The sequence below is a fragment of the Luteimonas sp. A482 genome (assembly GCF_054072655.1).
The window spans coordinates 1,802,577-1,827,038 of sequence record NZ_JBSVRO010000001.1; the positions used below are offsets into that span (position 1 = coordinate 1,802,577).

Annotated in this window: 23 protein-coding genes and 2 tRNA genes; 14 read left to right on the forward strand and 11 right to left on the reverse strand. The window is 71.2% G+C overall.

The genetic code is table 11. The annotated features are described in order from the left end of the window. Positions 1-8 precede the first annotated feature (8 nt). The 10 genes from ACW5DW_RS08015 to ACW5DW_RS08060 all read right to left on the reverse strand — a co-directional run bounded on the left by ACW5DW_RS08015 (position 9) and on the right by ACW5DW_RS08060 (position 7,981). Positions 9-1,079, reverse strand: coding sequence for a tetratricopeptide repeat protein (locus ACW5DW_RS08015; protein ID WP_457018235.1), 1,071 nt, complete (start codon positions 1,077-1,079; stop codon positions 9-11). Then, on the reverse strand, positions 1,076-1,510 hold the full coding sequence (locus ACW5DW_RS08020; protein WP_457018433.1) for a cytochrome c-type biogenesis protein: 435 nt from the start codon (positions 1,508-1,510) through the stop codon (positions 1,076-1,078). Before ACW5DW_RS08020 ends, ACW5DW_RS08015 begins: the two co-directional genes overlap by 4 nt. A gap of 26 nt (positions 1,511-1,536) precedes the next feature. Continuing rightward, complete coding sequence (locus ACW5DW_RS08025) at positions 1,537-2,094, reverse strand: DsbE family thiol:disulfide interchange protein (RefSeq protein ID WP_457018236.1); 558 nt, start codon at positions 2,092-2,094, stop codon at positions 1,537-1,539. Beyond that, positions 2,094-4,100, reverse strand: a complete 2,007-nt coding sequence (locus ACW5DW_RS08030; RefSeq protein ID WP_457018237.1) for a heme lyase CcmF/NrfE family subunit — start codon at positions 4,098-4,100, stop codon at positions 2,094-2,096. Before ACW5DW_RS08030 ends, ACW5DW_RS08025 begins: the two co-directional genes overlap by 1 nt. A 193-nt stretch (positions 4,101-4,293) precedes the next feature. Then, positions 4,294-4,776: a cytochrome c maturation protein CcmE gene (gene ccmE, locus ACW5DW_RS08035; RefSeq protein ID WP_457018238.1), complete on the reverse strand. Its 483-nt coding sequence runs from the start codon at positions 4,774-4,776 to the stop codon at positions 4,294-4,296. Further along, positions 4,773-4,943, reverse strand: a complete 171-nt coding sequence (ccmD, locus tag ACW5DW_RS08040; RefSeq protein WP_457018239.1) for a heme exporter protein CcmD — start codon at positions 4,941-4,943, stop codon at positions 4,773-4,775. The genes ccmE and ccmD overlap by 4 nt, the downstream gene beginning before the upstream one ends. After that, positions 4,940-5,689 (reverse strand): heme ABC transporter permease CcmC, encoded by a 750-nt coding sequence (gene ccmC / locus ACW5DW_RS08045; RefSeq protein ID WP_457018434.1) that lies wholly within the window; start codon positions 5,687-5,689, stop codon positions 4,940-4,942. Before ccmC ends, ccmD begins: the two co-directional genes overlap by 4 nt. 417 nt (positions 5,690-6,106) lie before the next feature. Next, a complete protein-coding gene (gene ccmB, locus ACW5DW_RS08050) occupies positions 6,107-6,802 on the reverse strand; it encodes a heme exporter protein CcmB (RefSeq protein ID WP_457018240.1) in 696 nt (231 codons plus the stop codon). Beyond that, positions 6,799-7,455 (reverse strand): heme ABC exporter ATP-binding protein CcmA, encoded by a 657-nt coding sequence (ccmA, locus tag ACW5DW_RS08055; protein ID WP_457018241.1) that lies wholly within the window; start codon positions 7,453-7,455, stop codon positions 6,799-6,801. The genes ccmB and ccmA overlap by 4 nt, the downstream gene beginning before the upstream one ends. Positions 7,456-7,489: 34 nt before the next feature. Next, positions 7,490-7,981 carry a DUF3293 domain-containing protein gene (locus ACW5DW_RS08060; protein WP_457018242.1) on the reverse strand — a complete coding sequence of 164 codons (492 nt, stop codon included), beginning with the start codon at positions 7,979-7,981 and terminating at the stop codon, positions 7,490-7,492. 75 nt (positions 7,982-8,056) lie between these two features. Here ACW5DW_RS08060 and ACW5DW_RS08065 point away from each other — a divergent pair, with 75 nt between their 5' ends. Continuing rightward, positions 8,057-9,202 carry a pyridoxal phosphate-dependent aminotransferase gene (locus ACW5DW_RS08065; protein ID WP_457018243.1) on the forward strand — a complete coding sequence of 382 codons (1,146 nt, stop codon included), beginning with the start codon at positions 8,057-8,059 and terminating at the stop codon, positions 9,200-9,202. A 142-nt stretch (positions 9,203-9,344) separates the two neighbouring features. Beyond that, entirely contained in the window at positions 9,345-10,142 is a 798-nt protein-coding gene (locus ACW5DW_RS08070; RefSeq protein ID WP_457018244.1) for an amidohydrolase, read from the forward strand. A gap of 571 nt (positions 10,143-10,713) precedes the next feature. Here the strand turns inward: ACW5DW_RS08070 and ACW5DW_RS08075 are convergent. Continuing rightward, positions 10,714-11,817 carry an NAD(P)/FAD-dependent oxidoreductase gene (locus ACW5DW_RS08075; RefSeq protein WP_457018245.1) on the reverse strand — a complete coding sequence of 368 codons (1,104 nt, stop codon included), beginning with the start codon at positions 11,815-11,817 and terminating at the stop codon, positions 10,714-10,716. Between the two features lie 196 nt (positions 11,818-12,013). Here ACW5DW_RS08075 and ACW5DW_RS08080 point away from each other — a divergent pair, with 196 nt between their 5' ends. The 12 genes from ACW5DW_RS08080 (at position 12,014) to ACW5DW_RS08135 (ending at position 24,262) form a co-directional block, all read left to right on the forward strand. Further along, on the forward strand, positions 12,014-14,368 hold the full coding sequence (locus ACW5DW_RS08080; protein WP_457018246.1) for a DNA internalization-related competence protein ComEC/Rec2: 2,355 nt from the start codon (positions 12,014-12,016) through the stop codon (positions 14,366-14,368). Between the two features lie 53 nt (positions 14,369-14,421). Continuing rightward, positions 14,422-15,099, forward strand: coding sequence for a MotA/TolQ/ExbB proton channel family protein (locus ACW5DW_RS08085; protein ID WP_457018247.1), 678 nt, complete (start codon positions 14,422-14,424; stop codon positions 15,097-15,099). A gap of 9 nt (positions 15,100-15,108) precedes the next feature. Continuing rightward, complete coding sequence (locus ACW5DW_RS08090; protein ID WP_457018248.1) at positions 15,109-15,537, forward strand: ExbD/TolR family protein; 429 nt, start codon at positions 15,109-15,111, stop codon at positions 15,535-15,537. A gap of 7 nt (positions 15,538-15,544) precedes the next feature. Continuing rightward, positions 15,545-17,317, forward strand: coding sequence for a lipid A export permease/ATP-binding protein MsbA (msbA, locus tag ACW5DW_RS08095; protein ID WP_457018249.1), 1,773 nt, complete (start codon positions 15,545-15,547; stop codon positions 17,315-17,317). Next, entirely contained in the window at positions 17,314-18,336 is a 1,023-nt protein-coding gene (gene lpxK, locus ACW5DW_RS08100; protein ID WP_457018250.1) for a tetraacyldisaccharide 4'-kinase, read from the forward strand. Before msbA ends, lpxK begins: the two co-directional genes overlap by 4 nt. 204 nt (positions 18,337-18,540) lie before the next feature. Continuing rightward, positions 18,541-19,311 (forward strand): 3-deoxy-manno-octulosonate cytidylyltransferase, encoded by a 771-nt coding sequence (gene kdsB, locus ACW5DW_RS08105; protein ID WP_457018251.1) that lies wholly within the window; start codon positions 18,541-18,543, stop codon positions 19,309-19,311. A 4-nt stretch (positions 19,312-19,315) separates the two neighbouring features. Then, the gene (locus ACW5DW_RS08110; RefSeq protein ID WP_457018435.1) at positions 19,316-19,798 is read left to right on the forward strand and encodes a low molecular weight protein-tyrosine-phosphatase; all 483 of its coding nucleotides are present in this window, start codon (positions 19,316-19,318) and stop codon (positions 19,796-19,798) included. Positions 19,799-19,807: 9 nt separating this feature from the next. Next, on the forward strand, positions 19,808-21,232 hold the full coding sequence (locus tag ACW5DW_RS08115; protein WP_457018252.1) for a thioredoxin-like domain-containing protein: 1,425 nt from the start codon (positions 19,808-19,810) through the stop codon (positions 21,230-21,232). Beyond that, positions 21,229-23,394, forward strand: a complete 2,166-nt coding sequence (gene uvrC, locus ACW5DW_RS08120; protein ID WP_457018253.1) for an excinuclease ABC subunit UvrC — start codon at positions 21,229-21,231, stop codon at positions 23,392-23,394. Before ACW5DW_RS08115 ends, uvrC begins: the two co-directional genes overlap by 4 nt. Then, positions 23,391-24,041 carry a CDP-diacylglycerol--glycerol-3-phosphate 3-phosphatidyltransferase gene (gene pgsA, locus ACW5DW_RS08125; protein WP_457018254.1) on the forward strand — a complete coding sequence of 217 codons (651 nt, stop codon included), beginning with the start codon at positions 23,391-23,393 and terminating at the stop codon, positions 24,039-24,041. The genes uvrC and pgsA overlap by 4 nt, the downstream gene beginning before the upstream one ends. Continuing rightward, positions 24,032-24,107 (forward strand) — tRNA-Gly (locus ACW5DW_RS08130). Before pgsA ends, ACW5DW_RS08130 begins: the two co-directional genes overlap by 10 nt. Before the next feature lie 81 nt (positions 24,108-24,188). Then, positions 24,189-24,262, forward strand: a tRNA-Cys gene (locus ACW5DW_RS08135). Positions 24,263-24,462: the final 200 nt, after the last annotated feature.

A 24,462-nucleotide genomic window follows, 5' to 3' on the forward strand; every position in this document is an offset into this window, starting at 1 on the left:
GCCCGAACTCAGCGGGCCGGCGCGCCGATCACCAGTTCGACAGGCGCGTCCGCGGGCAGCTTCACGATCACCGCTGCCGATTCGAGGTCGCCTTCGGCGCGGTTGGCGCTGCCGGTGGCGGAGATGCGGGCGACGAGTTCGATCTCGGTCAGCGAAGACAGCTTGGAGGTGGGCATCAGGCTGTCGGCGTCGTCGAGCACGATGTCGAGCGGCAGATCCTGCAGGCTGTGGCGCTCGACCGCGACCGGCATCGGCGGGCCGCCGGCGGCGCGGGCGATGACGAAAACGGTCGCGTCGCCGCGCAGGCGCACGCGGGCGGCGAAGTCCGGATCGAGCGAGACACGGACGCGCACCGCGCCCGCGGTCGCGGCAGTTGCGCCGTCGGGCACGACGGGCGACGTCGGTGCGGTTGCCGGTGTCGCCGCAGGCAGCGCAGGCATCCCCGCCACCGCGCGCGCCTCGTTGATCTGCGTGCGCAGTGCGGCGGCGGTCTCGGCATCGAGCGCGGGCAGCAGTGATTCCCAGGTGGCGACGGCCGCCGCGTCCTCGCCACGCTGGCGCTGGACCACGCCGATGAACCACTGGGCGCGCTGGTTGGCGGGATCCAGCGCCAGGGCGCGGCGCAGCTGCGCCAAAGCCTCGTCGTCGAACTGGTTGCCCGGCGCGGCCTGGGCGCGGGCCTGTGCGGCTTCGATCAGCAGGTCCGGATCGTCCGTGATCTGCTCCAGCGCGCTCATGAATGCATCGCGCGCCTTCACCTGTTGGCCCTGCGCGGCGTAGGCGCGGGCAAGCAGGCGCCAGCCTTCCGGCTGCGCGGGGTCGCGCTGCAGCGCGGCTTCGAGTTCGGCGATGGCTTCTTCCATGGTCGGCGCGGCGCGATCGGCGGCGACGGCGGCCGATTCGGCATCGAGCGCCACTGGCGTGCCGACGATCCGGTACAGCGCAAAGGCCATCACCGGCACCAGCAGCACGATCGCGCCGAACAGGCGTGGCGCGCCACGCCGCAGCGGCGCGGCAATGAGCGCCGCCACTGCCAGCGCGGCCACGACCAGCACGACATACAGCAAGGTCACGCTCACCACTCCTGCTCCTCTTCGACCGGCAGCGGCCGCTTGCCGCGCGCACGCACGATGCGCACCACCACCAGGCCGCCCACCACCAGCAGCAGCCCCGGCGCCAGCCACAGCAGGGCGGTGTGGCCGCTGAAGCGCGGGCGGTACAGCACGAACTCGCCGTAGCGCTCGACCAGGAAGCTGCGGATCTCGTCGTCGCTGCGGCCGCTGCGCATCAGGTCGAAGACCTCGCGGCGCAGGTCGTGGGCGATCTGGGCGTTGGAATCGGCCAGCGACTGGTTCTGGCACATCACGCAGCGCAGTTCCGACACCAGCCCGTTGAATCGGCGTTCCTCGGCGGCGTCCTGGAACTGCAGCGGCGCGGCATCGCGCACGGCTTGCGCCGCGGCGATGCCGGGCGCAAGCAGCAGCGCCGCAAGCAGCCAGGCGGCAGGCAGGCTGCAACGGCGCAGCAGGGCGGCGATCATGGCGCCACCCCCAGTCTGTCGAGTACCGGACCAAGGCTTTCGGCGATCACCGTGTCGTCCACCGGGCCGACGTGCTTCCAGCGCACGATGCCCTCGGCGTCGACCAGGAAGGTCTCCGGCGCGCCGTAGATGCCCCAGTCGATCGCCTTGCGGCCGTCGTAGTCCACCAGCACCAGCCAGTAGGGATTGCCGAACTGTTCGAGCCAGCGCATCGCGTCGACGTGCTCGTCCTTCCAGTTGTAGCCGACCACGCGCACGCGCCTGGTCTCGGCGAAGCGCGTGATCACCGGGTGCTCGACGCGGCAGCCCGGGCACCAGCTGCCCCAGACGTTGAGCAGGTAGGGCTGGCCGCGCAGCTCCTGCGACGAGAACATGCGACCAGGCTGGTGCAGCATCGGCAGTTCGAACGCCGGCGCCGGCTTGCCGATCAGCGGCGAGGGCAGGGCTTCGCGGTCGGCGCGGTCGGACACCAGCACGCCGTACAGCAGCAGGCCGACCAGGCCGACGAACACCACGCCGATGACCACGGCGGACAATGTGGCGGGACGTGCCATCAGGTTTCATCTCCGGCCAAGGGCGACGACGGCGCCCGCGCATCGGCGCGTGCTTCGCCGCCTGCAGGCTTCGGGCCGGCTGGGCGGCGGTCGCTGCCCGTGACCTTGCGGAAACGCTTGTCGGCAGCCGTGACGAAACCGCCCAGCGCCATCAGGAAGGCGCCGGCCCAGATCCAGCGCAGCAGCGGCTTGATCTGCAGCCGCACTGCCCATGCCCCATTGCCGAGCGGCTCGCCCAGCGCCACGAACACGTCGGCGAACACGCCGACGTGGATGCCGGCATCGGTCATCACCTGGCCGCCGGAGGCGTAGGCGCGCTTTTCCGGGTGCAGCAGGACCAGCGGCTTGTCGCCGCGCAGCACCTGCACCAGGCCGCGGTCGGCCATGTAGTTCGGGCCGGGCACGCGCTCCACGCCATCGAAGCGGAACGCGTAGCGGCCGATCTCGACGGTCTGCCCGGGCGACATCGCCAGCTCGCGCTGCACAAGCTGCGCCTCGACCAGCAGCGCGCCGGCCACGAACACCGCGAGCCCCAGGTGCCCCAGCACCATGCCCAGCATTTCCGGGGTGAACGCGCGGCCGCTGGCCCGCACCCGGCTCCAGACGAAGCGCAGCGTGCCCAGCCCCACCCAGGCCGCGGCAAACACGCCGGCCGCGGTCTTGAGCGGGCCCTGCGGCGCCATGAACCAGGCGATCACGCCCAATGCCAGCGCGAGCCCCAACCACGGCAACAGCATCGCCAGCGGCTTGGATACCTGCTCCTGCTGCCAGCGCGTGAGCGGGCCGAACGGGACCAGCAGCACCAGCGGCGCCATCAGCAGCAGGAACAGGGTGCCGAAGTAGGGCGGGCCCACCGACACCTTGCCCAGGTCCAGCGCGTCGGCCAGCAGCGGGTACAGCGTGCCCAGCAACACCATCGCGCAGGCGGCGGTGAGCAGCAGGTTGTTGAGCAGCAGCAGGGTCTCGCGTGAGAACGGCGCGAATGGCCGCCCCTCCGGCAAGCGCGGCGCGCGCAGCACGTACAGCACCAGCGCGCCGCCGATGACTGCGGCGAGGAAGACCAGGATGAACAGACCGCGCGAGGGATCGGCGGCGAACGAATGCACGCTGGTCAGCACGCCCGAGCGCACCAGGAACGCGCCCAGCAGCGACAGCGAGAAGGTCGCGATCGCCAGCAACAGCGTCCAGCCGCCGAAGCTGCCGCGCTTCTCGGTCACCGCCTGCGAGTGGATCAACGCAGCGCCAGCCAGCCATGGCATGAAGCTGGCGTTCTCGACCGGGTCCCAGAACCACCAGCCGCCCCAGCCCAGTTCGTAGTACGCCCACCACGACCCCAGCGCGATGCCGATGGTGAGGAAGCCCCAGGCCACGTTGGTCCAGGGCCGCGTCCAGCGCTGCCAGCGCGCATCGACCTTGCCTTCGAGCAGGGCCGCGATCGCGAACGCGAACGGCACCACGAAGCCGATGTAGCCGATGTACAGCATCGGGGGATGGATGATCATCCCCGGGTCCTGCAGCAGCGGGTTGAGGTCGTGGCCCTCCAGCGGCGCCGGCAGCAGGCGCGCGAACGGGTTGGAGGTGAAGATCATGAAGGACAGGAAGCCGATGGCGACCAGGCCGATCACGCCCAGCACGCGCGCCGACACCACCTGCGGCAGCGAGCGCGACCACAGCGCCACGGCGGCGTTCCACACGCCCAGCATCAGCACCCACAGCAGCAGCGAGCCCTCGTGCGAGCCCCAGACCGCGGTGTAGCGATAGACCAGCGGCAGCAGGGTGTTGGAGTTGTTGGCGACGTACGCCACGGAGAAGTCCTGCTGCACGAACGCCATGGTGAGCGCGACGTAGGCAAAGGCCAGCAGCAGGAGCTGGGCCAGTGCAGCGGGGCGCGCGACCGCCATCCACGCGGGCCTGTCGCCGGCGGCGCCCGCCAGCGGCAGCACGGCCTGCAGCACGGCCGCAAGCAGGGCGAGGAGGAGGGCGACCTGACCGAGTTCGGGGAGCACTAGCGCTGCGCCCCAGCTGACATTTCGAACACCCGGTCTGTCATTTCGAACGCAGTGAGAAATCTTGCGTCCGCCGAAGCAGATCTCTCACTGCGTTCGAGATGACAGGCGGTGCGTGACGGCGCTCGGCACAGTGCCGAAGACAGCGCCAAGTACGGTGCCCGTGACACCACGGCGGATGCGCAACCTGCCATCAGTTCCCCGCCTCGGCCTGCGGCGCGGTCTCGACGTTGTGCTTGGTGTGCGCCAGGCCCATCTTGTCGGCGACTTCCTTCGGCACGTAGGTCTCGTCGTGCTTGGCCAGCACGTCCTCGGCGACGAAACGGCCGCCTTCCATGCGCCCGGTGGCGACCACCGCCTGGCCCTCGCGGAACAGGTCGGGCAGGATCTTGTCGTAGACCACGTCCAGCTGCGCGTCGCCATCGGTCACGCGGAAGTGGGTGCGCAGCGAGCCCTCGTCGCGCCGGAACGAGCCGGTCTCGACCATTCCGCCCAGGCGGAAGCGCGCCTCGCCCGAGGACACGGCTTCGCCGGCGCTGCCGCCCAGGATCTCGTTGGGCGTGTACAGGTAGGCGATGTTGCGCTGGAGTGCGAAGGCGACCAGGGTCGCGGCCAGCGCGGCGGCGGCCAGCAGCGCGACCACGAACCAGATGCGGCGGCGGCGGGTGGGGTTCATCGTTTCAGCTCCTGCGCATTGGTCTGCGCACGGGCGGTGTCGCGGCGCGCCAGCAGGCGGACGGCGCGCAACACCTGGGCGATGCGGATGCGCGGGGCAACGAAATCCCACAGCAGTACCGCGGCAAATACGGCATAGGCCGCGACGACATATCCGGCGTAACTCATCGCGCGACTCCGGCGGCGCGGCGCACCCAGTCCTTGCCGGCCTCGCGCTGCAGATTGTCCGCGCGGGCGCGGGCCAGCAGCGACCCGACCGCCCAAAGTTTGGTGCCGACGATCATCCACAGCAGCGGCGGCAGCATGCTCGCGTCCATCGACGACTCGCCGAACACGCGGATGGTCTGGCCCTGGTGCAGCGAGTTCCACCACACCACCGAGTAACGGATGATCGGCAGCATCACCACGCCCACGATCGCCAGCAGCGAGGCCGCGCGCGCGGCGGCGCGACGGTCCTCGATGGCGGCATACAGGCCGATCACGCCGAAGTACAGGAACAGCAGCACCAGCTGCGAGGTCAGGCGCGGGTCCCAGTCCCACCAGGTGCCCCACATCGGCTTGCCCCAGATGCTGCCGGTGGCCAGGGTGATGAAGGTGAAGGCGGCGCCGATCGGCGCGCAGGCCATGGCCAGGATCTCGCACAGCTTGATCCGCCAGACCAGGGCGATGGCGCCGTACAACGCCATCAGCGCGAACATCGCCATGCTCATCCACGCAGCCGGCACGTGGATGTAGAGGATCCGGAAGCTGTCGCCCTGCTGGTAGTCGGCCGGCACCACGAACAACCCCAGGTACGCGCCCACCGCCATGACCGCCAGGCCCAGCCCGAACGCCCACGGCGCCCAGCGCGCGGCGAAGCGGTCGAAATACGGGGGTGACCCGAGCTGGTGGAACCAGCGCACCATCGGGTTCATCTTGGACATCGGGCTGTGTGCTCGCTGGGGGAGGGGCCGCGGCGGCGGCCGGGCACGGGGCTGGCTGCCGCCATCCTGGCCAACTGCCTATTTTTTCAGACTCGACCGGCGCGGCCAAGCTTTTGGGGTGGACAGGATGCCCCATGGCGGGGGGGTGCGTCGTGCGGCGCGGGCTTGCGGAGAGCGTGGCTCGCGACGGGCGACGTCGTAGCTTGAGCGGCAATCGCGGCTGAAGCCGCTCCTACATGGTCCCGTGCGGCTGCAGGAGCGGCTGTAGGAGCGGCTTCAGCCGCGATCGTCAATGGCCCCCGCCCGCGACCGCCAAGCGCCAAGCGCCGAGACCCGAGACCCGAGACCCGAGACCCGAGACCCGGCAAGCGCACCTCACCCAGGACACCGGCCCCCGTCCCGCCACGCCTACTGCGACGCGATCCGTATCGCCGTCGCGGCCGCCACCGGCGCCAGCACCAGCGCCATCAGCAGTCCGGCGCCCAGCAGCAGCAGGCCGCCCGCCGGATCATGGCCCTGGGCCGCGGCCGTCACGCTGCCGGCACCGAACACCAGCACCGGCACGTACAACGGCAGCGCCAGCAGCGCCAGCAGGACGCCCGCGCGGCGCATGCCCACGGTCAGGGCCGACACCACCGCCCCCAGCAGGCTCAGCAGCGGCGTGCCCAGCCCCAGCGCCAGCAACAGCACCGGCCACAGCGTGCGCGGCAGGTACAGCAATTCGGCCAGCAGCGGAACCGCCAGCAGCAGCGGCGCGGCGGTGGTCAGCCAGTGCATCAGGGTCCGCACCAGCACCAGCCAGGCCAGCGGCACCGGCGCCAGCCGCCATTGTTCGAGCGAACCGTCCTCGGCGTCGCCGCGGAACAGCGTGTCCAGCGCCAGCAGGCCCGACAGCAGCACCGCCACCCACAGCACGCCCGGCGCGGCGCGCGACAGCAGCTCGCGTTCGCTGCCCATCGCCAGCGCGAACAGCACCACCACCAGGATCGCGAACAGGGCCGGCTGCAGCGCGTCGCCGCGGCGGCGCCAGAGCAGGCGCAGGTCACGCAGGACCAGCGCGCGTGCGGCCGAGAACAGCGTCGGCGTGGCACTCGACATGCTCATGCCTCCGCCTCTCCCACCGCACCCAGCGCCAGCAGGCGCGTGCGCACCGGTGGCGCGGCGTAGGCGCCGTGGGTGGTGACCAGCGCGCCGCCGCCCTCGTCCAGGTGCGCACGGACCATGCGGTTGACCAGCTCGATGCCGGGCAGGTCGAGGTTGGCGTAGGGTTCGTCCAGCAGCCACAGCGGCGCCGGCGACAGCCACAGCCGCGCCAGCGACAGGCGCTTGCGCTGCCCGGCCGAAAGCGTGCGCGCGGCTGCGTCCTCGAAGCCGCCCAGGCCAACGATGGCCAACGCTTCCTCCAGTTCGAGCGTCGGCCGGCGGCCGAGCAGGCCGCAGAGGTAGTCGAGGTTCTCCAGCGCCGAGAGATCCGCCTTCAGCCCGGGCAGGTGGCCGAGGTAGGCGATATGTCCGGCGCGCGCCGCAGGACCTGCCGGGGCCCCCGCCAGGCGCACGACGCCGCATTCGCCGTCCAGCAGCCCGGCCAGCACCCGCAGCAGGGTGGTCTTGCCGGCGCCGTTGCCGCCCTGGACCAGCAGCGCCTCGCCGCGCTCGACCCGGAAGTCGAGCGGGCCGAACACCGGGCGGTCATTGCGGTCGAAGCTCAGGCCGCGCACGTCGATCAACGGCGCAGCGGCGGTGGTGGTCTCGGGCATCAGGCGCGCTTTGGCCGCGGACCGGCCATCGCGCTCATTCTACTAGCCAGTCGACGAAGCGGTCGTCCTCGTCCAGCTCGGCAGGGCGGCCCCCGTCCATGCGCAGCCGCACCGGCGCGCCCATCCGCCACCACAGTGCGCCGAGCTGGCCGAAGTGGCGCGACAGCGCGTCGTAGGCGGCCGTGTCCATGCCCATCACCAGCCAGCCCGGCTCGCGCCAGCTGCGGTTGCGCGCGGAGGAGAAGGCCGGCAGGTAGGGATGGCCGCTGGCGTCGAGCGCATCGCACAGCAGCTGGTCGGCCTGGCGGTTCTCCGCGGCGCTGCGCTCGACCGACAGCGGATTCCAGGCCGATATCAGGCCGAACGAGTGCGCCTGCGGATACGCCAGGTCCAGGCCCGGCGTAGGCAGGCCGATGTTGATGTCATGCCAGTCGCCGTCGCGCTGCCAGCGATACTCCGCGGCCAGGTAGGCGCGCAGCAGCGTCGTGAGACGCGTCTCATCGGAATCGGCCTGGGGGATCGACATCGGGCACAAGGTTTAACCGATCAGAGCCGGCCCGTAAACTGCCGGGCTTCCCGATCGCGTTGTGGATGGATGTCGATGTTGCAGAGCAAGCTGCCGAAAGTGGGCACCACCATCTTTACCGTGATGTCGCAGCTGGCGCAGGAGCACGGTGCGGTCAACCTCGGCCAGGGCTTCCCCGATTTCGACGTGCCGGCGCGCCTGGTCGAGGAACTCGATCGCGCGATGCGCGCCGGCCACAACCAGTACGCGCCGATGACCGGCGTCGCCGCGCTGCGCCAGGCGATCGTCGGGAAGACCGCGCGCGTGTACGGGCATCGCCCGGATGCGGATGCCGAGGTCACCGTCACCAGCGGCGCGACCGAGGCGATCTTCAACGCCATCCACGCCGTGGTGCGCGCGGGCGACGAGGTGGTCGTGCTGGATCCCTGCTACGACTGCTATAAGCCTGCCATCGACCTGGCCGGCGCCCGCGCCGTGCACGTGCCGCTGGACCCGGCGACGTTCGCGCCCGACTGGCAGCGGGTGCGCGAGGCGATCACGCCGCGCACGCGTATGCTGATGATCAACAGCCCGCACAATCCATCGGGGGCGATGTTCTCGGCCGACGATATGCGCGAGCTGGAGGCGATCCTGGACGGGACCGGCATCCTCCTGCTCTCGGACGAGGTGTACGAACACATCGTCTTCGACGGCGTCCGCCATGAATCGGTGCTGCGCTGGCCGGCGCTGCGCGAGCGCGCCTTCGTGGTGTCGAGCTTCGGCAAGACCTACCACTGCACCGGCTGGAAGGTCGGCTACTGCATCGCGCCGCCGGCATTGAGCGCCGAGTTCCGCAAGGTCCACCAGTACAACGTGTTCTGCACCTTCGCCCCGGCCCAGCACGCGTTTGCGGCGATGCTGGAGGTCGAGCCGGAGCATTACGAGCAGTTGGGCGCCTTCTACCAGGCCAAGCGCGACCGCTTCCGTGCGCAGCTGGCGACCACCCGCCTGGCCCCGCTGCCGGTGCCGGGCGGCTACTTCCAGCTGGTCGATTATTCGGCGATCAGCGACCTGGACGACGCGGCGTTCTGCCGCTGGCTGACCGTGGAGAAAGGCGTGGCCGCGATTCCGCTGTCGCCGTTCTACGAGACGCCGCCGACGGGCCAGCGCCTGGCGCGCCTGTGCTTCGCCAAGAACGAGGCCACCCTCGACGCCGCGATCGAGCGCCTGCAACACCTGTAGGAGCGGCTCCAGCCGCGAATTCGCGCTGCGATATGCCGTTCCGTCGCCCAACGCAGCCGCGCGGCCCCGACGTGTTGGTTTCGCCCAACCCCGGCGCTCCAACCCATCCACAGGATTCCCCACATCGGCTAGGCTGGCGTGCATGGACAACCTGCGCATTTCACTGGTCCAGGGCGCGACCCTGTGGCACGACCCGGCCGGCAACCGCGACTACTACGGCGAGCGGATCGCGCCGCTGCGCGGCTTCACCGACGTGGTGCTGCTGCCCGAGACCTTCACCAGCGGTTTTTCGAACGAGGCCATCGACAAGGCCGAGACGATGGACGGCCCGACCGTCGAGTGGATGCGCGCGCAGGCGGCGCAGCTTGACGCCGCGGTCTGCGGCAGCGTGCAGCTGCGGGTGGGCGATGACGTGTTCAACCGGCTGCTGTGGGCCACGCCCGATGGCGCGCTGTCGCACTACGACAAGCGCCACCTGTTCCGCTACGCGGGCGAGCACGAGCGCTACGCCGCCGGGCGCGAGCGGCTGACGGTGGAGTGGAAGGGTTGGCGGATCTGCCCGCTGGTCTGCTACGACCTGCGCTTCCCGGTGTATTCGCGCAACCGCTACGACGTCGAGCGCCCCGGCGCGCAGGACTACGACCTGCTCATCTACATCGCCAACTGGCCGGCGGCGCGGGCGCACGCCTGGAAGACGCTGCTGCGCGCGCGCGCGATCGAGAACCTGTGCTACGTGGCCGGACTCAACCGCGTGGGCACCGACGGCGGCGGCCTGAGCTACTCGGGCGACAGCGCGGTGATCGACTTCCTGGGCCATCCCGCCAGCGAGTGCACGGATGCCGAGGTGGTGGTGACCACGACGCTGCTGGCGGCCGAGCTGGCCGCGCACCGCGCGCACTTCCCGGCGATGCTGGACGCGGACGCATTCGAGCTGCGCTGACCGGTTCGGGCTCGGCGCGGCCGCGATGGTGGGCAGCTTCTGGCAGCCGAGCGCGTGTCCGGAAGGAAACGTATCTTGCGATAGCTCCAGAGGTAGGACACTCCATCGACCATCATCCAGGCGTGGGGGGAGCGCGCATGCGCACCCGAGTCGTGCAGCGACGCGATCAGGCTCGCCGTCGCATGGCAATCAGCACCCATCTGCCGCAACGCGGCGTGCATCGCGGTCGCGCGGACGATCTCGCCTGATCCCAGGGGCAACCAGGCCAGCGGCACCGGTGCGAGCAGCAGCCAGGCGGAAAGGGGCAGGACCGCCAGCCGACGGCGGAACGTCCAGCCCAGGAGCCCGCACAGCAGCAGCCAGACCCCGCCGGTGACGAGCGCGAAAGCGTCGAACCGCTCCAGTATCGCCCCGAGCGCGATCAGCGCCAGCGGTGGGAACACCAGGTACATCACGCCGAGCAGGTTCATGGTCATCGTCAGGTGGAAAGCCAGCCAGACATGCCCGCCTAACAGCATCAGCAGCCGCATGGCGCAGCTGGGGACCTGGCCGCGTGTACTGTGCGTGCCGTTCATACACGATCATCGCGGGCATGGAAGTACACGCGTTCGGCCGTCCAGCGCAGCGGCGCGGTGCCGAGCAGCAGGTCGAAAGGCCAGTCCTGCTGCAAATGGTCGAAGGCCCAGCGCAGAACGCGCTTGGCGCGGAAGCGTGGCGCCGCGCGCGCCGCGACCAGCGCGGGGTCGGGTCCGCCATCGAGCAGGTGTGCGGCGATCGCGTTGCCGACCGCCTCGCCGTGGCGCCAGGCCGAGTGGATGCCGCCGGCGGTGACCGGCGAGACGATGCCGGCGGCGTCGCCGGTCAGGACCACGCCGGGCGCGGCGAGCGGGCGCACCGGCCCGCCACAGGGAATCAGGCCGGCGCGGGTTGCGGTGGGCGACAGTCCGGGATCCAGGCCAAGCCGCTCGCCGACGCGGGCGCGCAACGCCGCGATGTCGGGCACGCCGGCCCGGTCATCGCGATGGCGGAACGCGAGGCCAAGCTGCACGCCGCGCGGATTCTGCGCCGCCCAGCCGATGTAGCCTGGCGCCAGCCTGCGGTCGATGAAGCAGTGCAGGCGGTCGGGCTCGGCCAGCGTGGCGCCGTCGAACTCGTGCTCCACCCCGTAGAGGAACTCGCGCACGCGCGCCAGGCCCGCGCGCATCGCCAACCGCGACTTCGCGCCATCGGCACCGACCAGCCATCGGCAGCTGCCGAGGCCGGCCACCTGCCAGCCGCCGGCCGTGCGCTGCGCATCGGTGAACGACTGCATCAGCCGCAGCTCGACGCCGGCGCGTTCCAGCTCGCCCGCCAGCCAGCGCATCACCGCGGGCGTATCGGTGGCCAGGAAGTAATAGCCGGGTCGCTGCAGCGCCATGCTGCGCAGGCTCGGCGCGTACAGGCGCACGCCATTGATGCGACGCACCAGCGGCGCGGGGATGGCGGCCAATGGCGTGCCTTCGGCCGCTTCGCGCACGATGATCCCGGTGGTGTGCAGGCGCATGCCCGGGTCGCGCTTGCGCTCGAGCACGCACACGCGCAACCCGGCCCGGCGTGCGGCCAGCGCGCAGGCCGCGCCGGCGAAGCTGGCGCCGACCACCACCACGTCCCACCGTGCCGTCGTTGCTGATCCCATGGTCCCGCCTTGTGGCTGTTGCGATGGGTCAAGCGTGTCGTGGCAGCGTGTTGCGGCGATGGGAGGACGATGAAGTGGGGGTGAAGTCAGGATCGTTCGGCCGTGGGATTAATCCCACGCCCCATCGCCATCGCTGCCGATGCCGCATCAAGCCAGGGCCGGCCACACTGCAGGCCTGATCGACGCGGAACAGGCCATGGATGGTCGCCGAGCAACCCATCAACCTGCGCTGGCGCCGTCCGGCCCGGCCATTGCCGCGATGCTCGTGCTGGGCGTGCTGGCATGCTCGCGCCTGCCTGCGCTGCCGCCGCTGCCCGTGCTGGTGCCGCTGGCCGTCCTCGGCGCATGGGCCTGGTGGCGCTTCGGCGACTGGCGCCGACCGGCTGGCGCGCTGGCGCTGGGATTCGCGCTGTTTGGCCTGCACGCCGCCTGGGTGCTCGCGCAGCAGTTGCCGCAGGCGCTGGAACGCGGCGACTTCGAGATCCAGGGCAGGGTGGTGCAACTGCCCGAACACGAACCCCGGCACACGCGCTTCCTGTTCCGGGTGGACCGTAACGCCGGCCAGCACGAAGCCCTGCGCGGCAAGCTGCTGCGGCTGTCCTGGTACGACGACCGCGACGGCGCCGACGCGCCGCGCCTGCAGCTGGAGCCAGGCAGCCGATGGCGCTTCACCGCACGCCTGCGCGCGCCGCGCGGCCTGCGCAATCCGGGCTGGTACGACGGTGAGCGCCATGCGCTGGCGGGCCGGCTCGCCGCAACCGGCTATGTGCGATCGGCCGCCCCCTGGGAGCGTACGCGTGCGGCGGCCGGCATCGACGGCTGGCGCGACCGCATCGCGAGCCGCATCGATGCCTCGCTGGCGCGTCCCTCCGCGCGCTTCGTGCGGGCGCTCGCCCTGGGCGACACGCGCGGCCTGGCCGATGTCGACTGGGAAATCCTGCGCGCCACCGGCCTGACCCATCTGATCGCGATTTCCGGCTTCCACGTCGGCCTGGTCGCCGGCTTCTTCGCGCTGGTGGTGGCCGGCGTCTGGTGGCTGCTGCCGGGGCTGGGGCGGCGGATGCCGCGACCGCAGGCGGCTGCCTGCGGTGCATTGCTCGGTGCGGCCGGATACGCCGCCGTCGCCGGTTTCGCCCTGCCCACCGTGCGCACCGTGCTGATGATCGCGGTCGTGGTCCTGGCCAGGCTGTGGCGCAGGCCGATGGGCGTGGCCGATTCGCTGGCGCTGGCGGCGATCGCGCTGCTGCTGGTCGACCCGCTGTCGGTGCTGGCGGCGGGCTTCTGGCTCAGCTTTGCCGGCGTCGCCTGGTTGGTGTGGTGCCTGCCGCGGGCGCATACGCAGCCGCTGCTGCGCGGCTTCCTGTCGGCGCAATGGGTGGCCACGCTCGGCCTGCTGCCGCTGACCGCGATCCTGTTCGGCCAGGCCTCGCTGGCCGGGCCGCTGGCCAACTTGGTCGCGATTCCCTGGTGGAGCCTCGTCGTCGTGCCCCTGGCCCTGGTCGGCACCGGGCTGGAGGCGCTGCACGCAGGCTGGGGCGGGCCGGCGTGGCGGCTCGCGGCCTGGTGTTTCGACCTGTCCTGGCCGCTGTTCGAATGGCTTGCCTCGGCGCGACTGGCGCTGTGGTGGTTGCCCGAGGCGCGCTGGTTCGCGCTGCCGCTGGCGCTGCTGGGCGCGTTCTGGCTGTTGCTCCCGCGCGGGGTGCCGGGCAAGGCCCTGGCCCTGCTGCTGTTGCTGCCGCTGCTGTGGCCGGACCGGCGCCTGCCTGCGCCGGGCGGCTTCGAGATGGTGGTGCTGGACGTGGGGCAGGGCACCTCGGTGCTGATCCGCACCGCAGGCCATGCCGTGCTCTACGACACCGGGCCGGCGGTACCGGAGGGTTTCGACGCAGGCGAGCGCGTGGTGACCCCGGCCCTGCGCGCGCTGGGCGTGCGCCGGCTGGACGCGGTGGTGGTCAGCCACGGCGACGCCGACCACGCCGGCGGCCTGGCGGCGGTGCTGCGGCGCTTCGAGACCGGCCCGGTGTTCGCCGCGCGCGATGCCGGCGTCGAGGGCGCCGCGCCCTGCGTGGCCGGGACGCAGTGGGAGTTCGACGGCGTGCGCTTCGGCTTCCTGCACCCGGACCTGCATTTCCCGGCCATGCGCAACGAATCGAGCTGCGTGCTGCGGGTCGAATCCGCGCACGGCTCAGCGCTGCTGGCCGGCGACATCGGCGAGGTCGTCGAGCGCATGCTGGTCCACGACCAGGCGCGGCAGCTGCGCAGCGATGTGGTGCTGGTCGCCCACCATGGCAGCGACAAGTCTTCCGATCCGGCGTTTGTCTCAGCAACGCAGGCGCGGCTCGCGGTCGCCTCCACCGGCCACGGCAACCGCTTCGGCCACCCGCACCCGCGGGTCATGCAGCGCTGGGCCGAGGCCGGCGCCGGCACCGCCGACACGGCCCAGGACGGCGCGGTGCGGATACATATAAGTGACCGCACGCACATCGAACGGCGCCGCAGCGCCCACCCGCGCCTGTGGGATGCGGTGCGGAGAGCCGACGCGGCGCGCTGACCGGCTATCCTATCGGCCGTACCCGGGGCGGGCCTTCGGGCCGGAGGAATAGCGTGCTTGAACTGGTGATGGCCGGCGGTTGGCCGATGCTGCCGCTGCTGCTGCTCTCGGCGGTCGGCCTGGCGATCATCGTCGAACGGTTTTGGGCGCTGCGGCGCAGCGCGGTGCTGCCGCCCGGGCTGGGGCAGGAAGTGCGGACCTGGGCCGCACGCGGCAAACTCGACCCCGTCCACATCGAATCGCTGCGCAACAACTCGCCGCTGGGCGCGCTGCTGGCGTCCGCGCTCGAGGTCCGCCATCGCCCGCGCGAGGAGATCCGCGAGCGGGTGGAGGACGTCGGCCGCCACATCGCCCACCGCATGGAACGCTTCCTCAACGCGCTGGGCACGATCGCCGGTGCCGGTCCGCTGCTGGGCCTGTTCGGCACCGTGGTCGGCATGATCCAGATGTTCCTGGGGGTGATGGACCACGGCGTGGGCGATGTCGCCCAGCTCGCCGGCGGCATCGGCAAGGCGCTGGTGTGCGCGGCGGCCGGCATGGTCGTGGCGGTGCCGGCGCTGATCTTCCACCGCTGGTTCCGCGCACGCATCGACGGCTACATCGTCGACATGGAGCACGAGGCGATCCAGCTGATGGACGTGATCGACCCGCGTGCGCGCGCCGCCGCCGCCGCCCTGGCCGCGTACCCGCAGGCGGAAGGCCAGCCCGGCGCGCAGCCGGTGCAGGGCTAGGGCCTGACCATGCGGATCCGCGACCGCCGGGCCGAAGACGTGCCAGAGATCAACCTGGTGCCGCTGATCGACGTGATCCTGGTGCTGATCATCTTCTTCGTGATCACCACCACCTTCGACGCGCGTTCGGTGCTCAAGCTCGAGCTGCCGCGTGCCGACGGCCAGACGAACACGCAATCCGATTCGCTGAGCCTGCTGATCAATGCCGACGGCCGCTACTTCGTCGGCGACCGCGAGGCGCTGCGCACCGACGTGGAGTCGCTCAAGCGCACCATCGTCGAAGTGGCCGGCGACGACCGCGAGCGCACCGTACTGCTGCGCGCCGACGCGCGCACGCCGTGGCAGGCGGTGGTGACCGCCTACGACGCGCTGGGCCAGCTCGGCTTCACCCGCATCGCCAATGCGACCGCGCCCGAGCAGGCGGCGCCGGCGCAGTGATGCCGCAATGAGCGATCCTTCCAGCGAGACCGCTGCTCCGCCGGGCGCCTGGCCCGTCTACCGGCGCCTGCTGGGCCATGCCTGGGTGTACTGGCCGTTCCTGCTCGTGGCAATGGCGGCGATGATCATCGAAGCGCTGGCCGGCGCCGCGTTCGTGTGGCTGATGGAGCCGCTGACCAACGACGGCTTCGTCGATCCGAAGCCCGGCATGGCCGTAGTGCTGCCGCTGGCGATCATCGGCCTGTTCGTGATGCGCGGCCTGGCCACATTCGCCACCGACTACGGCATGGCGCGCGTGGGCCGCAGCGTGGTGCGCGACCTGCGCGAGCTGGTGCTGGGCAAGTACCTGCGCCTGCCCAGCACGCGCTTCGACACCGAGTCGGTGCCGGCGATGGTCAGCCGCCTGAACTTCGACACCGAGCAGGTCACCCAGGCCAGCTCTGATGCGCTCAAGGCGATCCTCACCGATGGCCTGACGGTGCTCTTCCTGTTCGGGCTGATGCTCTACACCAGCGTCAAGGTCACCCTGGCGATGATCGTGATCGCGCCGCTGATCGGCGTGCTGGTCTGGTACGTGGGCGGGCGCTACCGCCGCATCAGTCGCGGCATCCAGGACGGCATGGGCGCACTGGCCGCCAGCGCCGAGCAGTCGCTGGCCGCGCAGCAGGACGTCAAGGTGTACGGCGCGCAGGCCTTCGAGCGCAGCCGCTATTCGGCCTTCGCCAACCGCATCCTGCGGCTGAACATGAAGGTCGAGACCACGCGCGCGCTGTCCTCGGCGCTGGTCCAGATCCTCGCCGCGCTGGCGCTGGCCGCGATCGTCTGGGTGTCGATACACGAGGCCCTCGAGGGCCGCCTCAACCCGGGCGAGTTCGTGCAGCTGATGACCGCGATGATGGGCATCATTCCCTCGCTGCGCCGGATCACCAACGTGCAGAGCGTGATCGGGCGCGGTGTCGCTGCGGCCGAGCGCCTGTTCGGCGTGCTCGACTCGGACGAGGAGCGCGACGCCGGCAGCGTGCCGCTGGGGCGCGCACGCGGCGAGCTGGTGTTCCACAACGTCTCGCTGCGCTACCAGCGCGACGAGGTGCGCCACGCGCTGGAGGGCATCAGCTTCACCGCCATGCCCGGCACCGTGACTGCGATCGTCGGCCGATCCGGCAGCGGCAAGACCAGCCTGGTGCGGCTGGTGCCGCGCTTCTACGAGCCGAGCTCGGGCTCGATCACACTCGACGGCGTGCCGCTGGACCACTACCGCCTGTCCGACCTGCGCCGCCAGATCGCGCTGGTCGGCCAGCGGGTGATGCTGTTCGACGACAGCGTGGCGGCCAACATCGCCTACGCGGCGGAGGCGACGCCCGAGGCATTGCGCGCCGCGGCCGAGGCGGCCAACGCCTGGGAGTTCATCGAACGCCTGCCGCAGGACATGGACACGCCGATCGGCGAGAACGGTTCGATGTTGTCGGGCGGCCAGCGCCAGCGCCTGGCGATCGCGCGCGCAATCCTGCGCGATGCGCCGCTGCTGATCCTCGACGAAGCCACGGCCGCGCTCGACACCGAATCCGAACGGCTGGTGCAGGAGGCGCTGACCCGGCTGATGCCCGACCGCACCACCCTGGTCATCGCCCACCGGCTCTCGACCATCGAACACGCCGACCAGGTGCTGGTGCTCGACCAGGGCCAACTGGTGGAGCGGGGCACGCACACCGAGCTGCTGGCACAGGGCGGCCTGTACGCGCACCTGCACCGGATGCAGTTCCGCGAGGGCAACGAAGCGTGAGCCGGGGCAGGCGCGAGGTGCCGGCGTACTGGTACGCCAATGCGGCGGTGCCGGTGCATGCACGCCTGCTGGCCGGCCTCTACGGCGCGGTCGCCGGCGTGCGCCGCGGCCTGTATCGCCGCGGCCTGCTGCGCGCCCGGCATCCCGGACGCCCGGTGGTGGTGGTCGGCAACATCGTCGCCGGCGGCAGCGGCAAGACGCCGCTGACCATCGCCCTGGTCGAACGCCTGCTCGCCGCCGGCTGGACGCCCGGCGTGGCCAGCCGCGGCTATGGCCGCAGCGACGCGGGCAAGCCGGCCTGGGTCGATGCCGGCACCGATCCGGCCGTGGGCGGTGACGAACCGGTGCTGATCGCCGCCCGCACCGGCGTGCGCGTGCGGGTCGACGCCGACCGTGTGGCCGCCGCGCGTGCGCTGGTCGCCGAAGGCTGCGACATCGTGGTCTGCGACGACGGCCTGCAGCACTACCGCCTCGCCCGCGATCTCGAAATCGAAGTGATTGACGGCCGCCGCCGCTACGGCAATGGCCGCCTGCTGCCTGCCGGCCCCCTGCGCGAACCGCCCGAGCGCGGCGCCGACTGCCAGTTCCGGGTGCTCAATGTCGGCAGCGACCCGGACCTCGCCGCCGGCTTCGGCGAGTGGCCGATGTGGCTGGAGTCTGGCGACGCACGCCCGATGGCCGGCGGCAGGCCGCGGCCGCTGGCGTTCTTCGCCGGCCAGCGCGTGCACGCGGTGGCGGGCATCGGCGACCCGGAGCGCTTTTTCTCGATGCTGCGCGGCCAGGGCATCGCCGTCGTCCCGCACGCATTCCCCGACCACCACCGCTATGTCGCCGACGACCTGCGCTTCGGCAGCGACCTGCCGGTGCTGCTGACCGAGAAGGACGCGGTCAAGTGCGCGCCGTTCGCGGGCGAGCGCTGGTCCAGCGTAGGCATCGATGCGCAACTGCCCGAGGCGTTCTGGGTCGCGCTGCTGGGCCGGCTGGGACCAAGGCGGGAGGGCGTCGGCGGTCATTCCTGAAATTTCCCTCCCGACAGGGCGCGCCAACCATCCATGTCATTTCGACCGAAGGGAGAAATCTCCTGCCCGGCGCCGAAGGGCAGATTTCTCCCTCCGGTCGAAATGACAGGCGGGGTGGATGGCGAGGCCGGGGTGGATGGCGAGGCTGGGGTTGGATGGCGAGGCCGGGAGTGGTGGCGAAGCCGCTCCAAGTAGAATGACCACATGCACCTGCCCGATTTTGTTGTCGCCATTCCCGCCCGCCACGACGCCACGCGGCTGCCCGGCAAGCCGCTGCGGCTGCTGGGGGGCGAGCCTCTGATCCTGCACGTGGCCCGGCGCGCGCTCGCCGCCGGCGCACGCGAAGTCTGGGTCGCTGCCGACGACGAACGCATCGCCCGCGCGCTGGAAGGCAGCGGCGTGCAGGTGGCGATGACCCGCACCGACCACCAGTCCGGCGCCGACCGCCTGGCCGAATGCGCCGACATCGCCGGCTGGGACGACGACACCATCGTGGTCAACCTGCAGGGCGACGAACCCTTCGCGCCGGCCGCCGGCATCCGCCGGGTGGCCGCACTGCTTGCCGACGGCCGCGCCGACATGGCCACATTGGCCGAACCCATCACCGAACCGCCGGTGTTGTTCGACCCCAACACGGTCAAGGTGGTGGTCGCCGACACCGGCCATGCGCTGTATTTCAGTCGCGCGCCGATCCCCTGGCATCGCGACGCGTTCTCGCGCGAGGGCGAGATCACGGTGGCCGGGGAGTGGCTGCGGCATATCGGCATCTACGCCTACCGCGCCGGCTTCCTGCGCCGGTTTTCGAAGATGCCGCCGGGGCGGCTGGAGCGGATCGAGGCGCTGGAGCAATTGAGGGTGCTCGAGGCGGGCTTGCCGATCGCGGTGGCGCTCGCGCCCGAACCGTTCCCGCAGGGCGTGGATACGCCCGAAGACCTGGCCCGCGCCGAGACGATCCTGGAGGCTGCCCGTGGCTGAGCCGCTGCGCCTGCTGGTCGTCTGCCTGGGCAACATCTGCCGCTCGCCGCTGGCCGAGGGCGTGCTGCGCCAGCGGCTCGATGAAGCGCGACTGGGGCACCGGGTCGAACTCGACTCGGCCGGCACCGGCGACTGGCACGCCGGCAAGCCGCCCGACCACCGCACCATCGCCAACGCCGCGCGCCACGGCGTGGACCTGACCAGCCTGCGCGCGCGCCAGCTGCGCAGCGCCGACTACCACGAGTTCGACTGGCTACTGTGCGCGGATCGCAGCAACCTGGCCGACGTGCGCGAACGCGCGCCCGCCGGCGCCACCGCGCGCAGCGCGCTGCTGCTGGAATGGGCCGGGCTGGGGCAGGGCGCCGAAGTGCCGGATCCGTACACGGGCGGCCCGGAGGAGTTCGAGCACGCGTGGACCCTGGTCGACGCCGCCGCGCGCGCCATCGTCACGCGACTGGCGGGCCGCACCGCGCGGATTGACGCATAATCGCCCGACATGGACGCGAACACCGCCCCTGAGTTCCCGCCCGGCGTCGAATGGCTCAACCTGCTGACGCCGCTGCGCATGGCACAGCTGCGCGGCAAGGTCTGTGCGCTGGCGTTCGTCAACGCCGGCTCGGCCTGGTGCCAGCAGCGGCTGGCCGACCTGGCGCGGCTGCGCGCGCGCCACGGCGACCGGGTCAACGTGGTGGCGGTGCACGTACCGCGCTTCGACAGCGAGCGCGACGCGCGGCGCATCGCCAAGCGCCTGAATCGCCAGCGCTACGACTTCCCGATCGGGCATGACCCGGACTGGACGCTGTGGCAGCACTACGGCATCGAGGCCTGGCCGACCGTGGTGCTGATCGACGGCGAAGGCCGGATCCGCGACCGCATCGTCGGCGACGGCCCGATCCGGGAACTCGATGCACGGGTGGCCGAACTGGCCGCCGAACTGGTGCCGACCCTGCCCAGCGCCGATCCCATCGAGATGCGGCGCGGCGGCGAACCGCCGCTGCCGCTGCGCTTCCCGACCGGGCTGGTCGTCTCCGGCAACTACCTGTACGTCGCCGACTGCGAGCACCACCGCGTGCTCGAGTGCGACCAGGCCGGACGGGTGCTGCGCCAGTTCGGCAGCGGCGGCCCGGGCTTCATCGACGGCCCGATGGAGCTGGCCGCATTCAACCGCCCGCACGGCATGTGCCTGTGGCGCGACACCCTGTACGTGGCCGACACCGGCAACCACGCGATCCGCCGCGTCGAGCTGCGCAGCGGCGACATCGACACCATCTGCGGCGCCGGTCGTTCCGGCACTCCGCGCGAAGGCCCCGTCGCAGATCCGCGCTCGATCGCGCTTGACCAGCCGCGCGCGGTCGCGCTGAGCGGCAGTTCGCTGTTCATCGCCACCACCGGCGACAACCGCATCTGGAAGTTCGACCTGGGCTCGCCCGGCATCCAGCTGTTGGCTGGCTCCGGGCGCTTGGCCGTCACCGACGGCACCGGCGTGGGCGCCTCGTTCGCCGAGCCGGTGGCGCTGGCCGCCGTGCAGCAGGCGCTGTATGTCTGCGACGCGGCCGGGTCGGCGATCCGCAGCGTCAACGTCCGCACCGGCGCGGTCTCGACCCTGGTCGGCCAGGACCAGTGGCAGTTCGGCGACGCCGACGGCGCCCGTACCGACGCCCGCCTGCAGCAGCCGCAGGCGCTCGCGCTCGATCCCGAGCTGCCGGTGCTGTGGATCGCCGATGGTGGCAACGATGCCTTGCGCTGCCTGCGCCTGGGCGGCGGCCAGCTGTCGACCATCGATCTGCCGCAGCGCCTGCACGGCTCGACCGGGCTGGCGGTGGGCAACGGCGCGATCTGGATCGCCGACACCGACGCCCATGCGGTGCTCCGGTTCGACCCGCGCAACGGCACGCTGCGCCACGTGCCGATAGGCGAATGACCGGCGAAGCATCCGTTCGCTGTACCGGCAGCGCGCCCGACGACGTCCCCTTCGACGGCAAGGCCTTCGCCCGCGGCCTGAGCACCGCGCCCGGCGTGTATCGCATGATCGCCGCCGACGGCGCTGCGCTCTACATCGGCAAGGCCGGCGCGCTGCGCAAGCGCGTGGCCAGCTACTTCAGCAACGTGCCCAAGCCCGCGCGCACCGTCGCGATGCTGTCGCAGACCGCGCGCATGGAAGTCACGGTCACGCGCACCGAGGGCGAGGCGCTGCTGCTGGAGAACCAGCTGATCAAGTCGCTGCGGCCGCGCTACAACGTGCTGCTGCGCGACGACAAGAGCTATCCGTACGTGCTGGTGACCCAGGAGCCCTGGCCACGGCTGGCCCTGCATCGCGGCCCGCGCAGCGTGCCCGGCCGTTATTTCGGCCCGTACCCCGGCGTCACCGCGGTGCGCGAAACGCTGAACATGATGCACAAGCTGTTCAAGCTGCGCAGCTGCGAGGACAGCGTGTTCCGCAACCGCTCGCGGCCCTGCCTGCAGCACCAGATCGGCCGCTGCACCGCGCCCTGCGTGGGCCTGGTGCCGGCGCGCGAGTACGCCGACGCGGTGCGCCGCGCCACGCTGTTCCTCGAAGGCCGCAGCGACGAGCTCACGCGCGAGCTGGGCGAGGCGATGGAGGCGGCCAGTGCGCGGCTGGATTTCGAAGAGGCCGCGCGCCTGCGCGACCTGGTGGCCAACGTGCGCACGCTGCAGGCGCGCCAGTACGTCGACGGCCGCGCCGCCGAGCTCGACGTGCTGGCGGTCGCGATGCAGGGTACCCATGCCTGCGTGCTGCTGCTGGCGTTCCGCGACGGCCGCAACCTCGGCACGCGCGCGTTCTTCCCCAAGACCAACGGCAGCGACAACCCGGCCGAAGTGTTGGCCGCCTTCGTCTCGCAGTACTACGGCGAGCAGCCGGCCCCGCGCGAGATCGTGCTCGACCGCGCGATCGAGGACACCGAACTGCTGGAGCAGGCGCTCACCGCCGCCACCGGCCACAAGGTGCAGATCCGCCACAGCGTGCGCGGCGAACGCGCGGGCTACGTCGACCTGGCACGGCGCAACGCGGAGCTGTCGCTCGCGACCGAACTGGGCAGCCGCGCCGCGCAGCAGGCGCGAATCGATTCGCTGTGCGAACTGCTGGGCCTGGAGCGGGCGCCGACGCGCATCGAATGCTTCGACATCAGCCACACCATGGGCGAGGCGACCGTTGCTTCGTGCGTGGTGTTCGATACCGAAGGCGCGGTGCGCAGCCAGTACCGCCGCTACAACATCGCCGGCATCGAGCCGGGCGACGACTACGCCGCCATGCAGCAGGCGCTGACGCGCCGCTTCCGCCGCGCGGCGGAAGCGCGCGAGCCGGCGCCGGCGCCTCCTCCCGAACTCCCTTCAAGCAGCGAATCCGACGTTCATTCCGATCGCGAATCCGACTCTCTTTCCGATCGCGAATCCGACTCGCATTCCGATCGCGAATCCGCTTGTCATTCCGACCGCAGGGAGGAATCTCCCGCGCAGCCGCCCCCGCCCCATCAGTCCGGGCACAGCGGGCAATCCCCGCAGCCCCCGGACGCACCGTCCCGACCACCACGCGAACCCAAACCCGCCGGCATCCTCCCCGACCTGCTGCTGATCGACGGCGGGGCAGGGCAGGTCGCGCAGGCCCGCGGCGTGCTGGCCTCGCTGGGTATCGAGGCTTCCACCCGCCCGGGCAGCCCCGGCGTGATCATCGTCGGCGTGGCCAAGGGCGAGGAACGTCGCGCCGGCCACGAGCGCCTGCTCCTGCCCGACGGCCGCGAGCTGCGCCCCGGCGCCGATTCGCCCGGCCTGCAGCTGATCCAGCAGGTCCGCGACGAAGCCCATCGTTTTGCCATCACCGGCCACCGCGGCCGTCGCCAGAAGGCGCGCAGCGTCAGCAGGCTGGAAGACATCCCGGGCATCGGGCCGCGCCGGCGCGCCAGCCTGCTCAAGCATTTCGGCGGACTGGGCGGGCTGAAGGCCGCGGGGATCGAGGAGATCGCCCGGGTCGAGGGCGTGAACGCGGCGCTGGCCGGGCGAATCTATGCGACCCTGCACGGCCTGCAGGATGCCGCTCCCCCCGGCCCACCCCCCTCGTCGAAATGAAGCTGACCGTCCCCACCCGGCTGACCCTGCTGCGGATCGTGCTGATCCCGGTGCTGGTCGCCGTGTTCTACATGCCTTCGCAGTGGACCAACTTCGCGTCCGCCTTCGTCTTCATCCTGGCCGCGGTCACGGACTGGCTGGACGGCTGGATCGCGCGCCGCTACAACCAGTACTCCGCGTTCGGCGCGTTCCTCGACCCGGTCGCCGACAAGCTGATGGTGGCGGTGGCGCTGTTCCTGATCGTGCAGGGCCATCCCACGCCGTGGATGGCGTTCTGGGCGGCTGTGATCGTGGGCCGCGAGATCGCGGTGTCGGCGCTGCGCGAATGGATGGCCGAACTGGGCCAGCGGGCGACGGTGAAGGTGGCCGCGATCGGCAAGATCAAGACCATCGCGCAGATGGTCGCGCTGTCGTGCCTGCTGTACTCGATCAACCCGCGCCACCCGCTGCAGCCGGGCACCGACATCTGGATGGGCGTGCCGGTGTTCCACATCGGCGACTGGCTGCTGGGCGCGGCGGCCTTGCTCACCCTGTGGTCCGGAGTGGCCTATCTGCTTGCGGCCTGGCCGGTCCTGCGCGCTGCAGAGGACTCGGCTGTTGACACGCCACGGCCACCAGGTAAAATGCGCGGCTCAACGCGGGAATAGCTCAGTTGGTAGAGCGCAACCTTGCCAAGGTTGAGGTCGCGAGTTCGAGTCTCGTTTCCCGCTCCAGTTTCAAGCAGGCCCCGGCACCGCCGGGGTTTTGTTTATCAGCGCCGCGAGCGTGTATCGTTGCTCGCGGCGAGCGTCACCGGCCTGGTGGCAGAGTGGTTATGCAGCGGACTGCAAATCCGCGTACGCCGGTTCAATTCCGACCCAGGCCTCCATCTCCCGCACAGGGAGCGTGACGCGACCGCCGGCCACGCCCGAGTGGTGAAATCGGTAGACACAAGGGACTTGAACAATTGAGCCCTCCGGTGGAAACGCCGGAGGTGGCACCCGTCAAAGTCGGTGAACGCCCTGGACCCCGGTCCGCGCCAACGCCGAGCCAAGCCTTCCGTTCGCGGAAGGAAGGTGTAGAGAGCAG

Excerpts from the sequence above, each read along its gene's own strand:
- ACW5DW_RS08060 (WP_457018242.1), bottom strand. The coding sequence starts at position 7,981 with ATGTCGATCCCCCAGGCCGATTCCGATGAGACGCGTCTCACGACGCTG.
- msbA (WP_457018249.1), top strand. The coding sequence starts at position 15,545 with ATGAGCGATCCTTCCAGCGAGACCGCTGCTCCGCCGGGCGCCTGGCCC.
- ccmB (WP_457018240.1), bottom strand. The coding sequence starts at position 6,802 with ATGAGCATGTCGAGTGCCACGCCGACGCTGTTCTCGGCCGCACGCGCG.
- ACW5DW_RS08065 (WP_457018243.1), top strand. The coding sequence starts at position 8,057 with ATGTTGCAGAGCAAGCTGCCGAAAGTGGGCACCACCATCTTTACCGTG.
- ccmD (WP_457018239.1), bottom strand. The coding sequence starts at position 4,943 with ATGAGTTACGCCGGATATGTCGTCGCGGCCTATGCCGTATTTGCCGCG.
- ACW5DW_RS08070 (WP_457018244.1), top strand. The coding sequence starts at position 9,345 with ATGGACAACCTGCGCATTTCACTGGTCCAGGGCGCGACCCTGTGGCAC.
- kdsB (WP_457018251.1), top strand. The coding sequence starts at position 18,541 with ATGCACCTGCCCGATTTTGTTGTCGCCATTCCCGCCCGCCACGACGCC.
- ACW5DW_RS08090 (WP_457018248.1), top strand. The coding sequence starts at position 15,109 with ATGCGGATCCGCGACCGCCGGGCCGAAGACGTGCCAGAGATCAACCTG.
- uvrC (WP_457018253.1), top strand. The coding sequence starts at position 21,229 with ATGACCGGCGAAGCATCCGTTCGCTGTACCGGCAGCGCGCCCGACGAC.
- ccmC (WP_457018434.1), bottom strand. The coding sequence starts at position 5,689 with ATGAACCCGATGGTGCGCTGGTTCCACCAGCTCGGGTCACCCCCGTAT.
- ACW5DW_RS08115 (WP_457018252.1), top strand. The coding sequence starts at position 19,808 with ATGGACGCGAACACCGCCCCTGAGTTCCCGCCCGGCGTCGAATGGCTC.
- pgsA (WP_457018254.1), top strand. The coding sequence starts at position 23,391 with ATGAAGCTGACCGTCCCCACCCGGCTGACCCTGCTGCGGATCGTGCTG.
- ACW5DW_RS08080 (WP_457018246.1), top strand. The coding sequence starts at position 12,014 with ATGGATGGTCGCCGAGCAACCCATCAACCTGCGCTGGCGCCGTCCGGC.
- ccmA (WP_457018241.1), bottom strand. The coding sequence starts at position 7,455 with ATGCCCGAGACCACCACCGCCGCTGCGCCGTTGATCGACGTGCGCGGC.
- ACW5DW_RS08075 (WP_457018245.1), bottom strand. The coding sequence starts at position 11,817 with ATGGGATCAGCAACGACGGCACGGTGGGACGTGGTGGTGGTCGGCGCC.
- ccmE (WP_457018238.1), bottom strand. The coding sequence starts at position 4,776 with ATGAACCCCACCCGCCGCCGCCGCATCTGGTTCGTGGTCGCGCTGCTG.
- ACW5DW_RS08025 (WP_457018236.1), bottom strand. The coding sequence starts at position 2,094 with ATGGCACGTCCCGCCACATTGTCCGCCGTGGTCATCGGCGTGGTGTTC.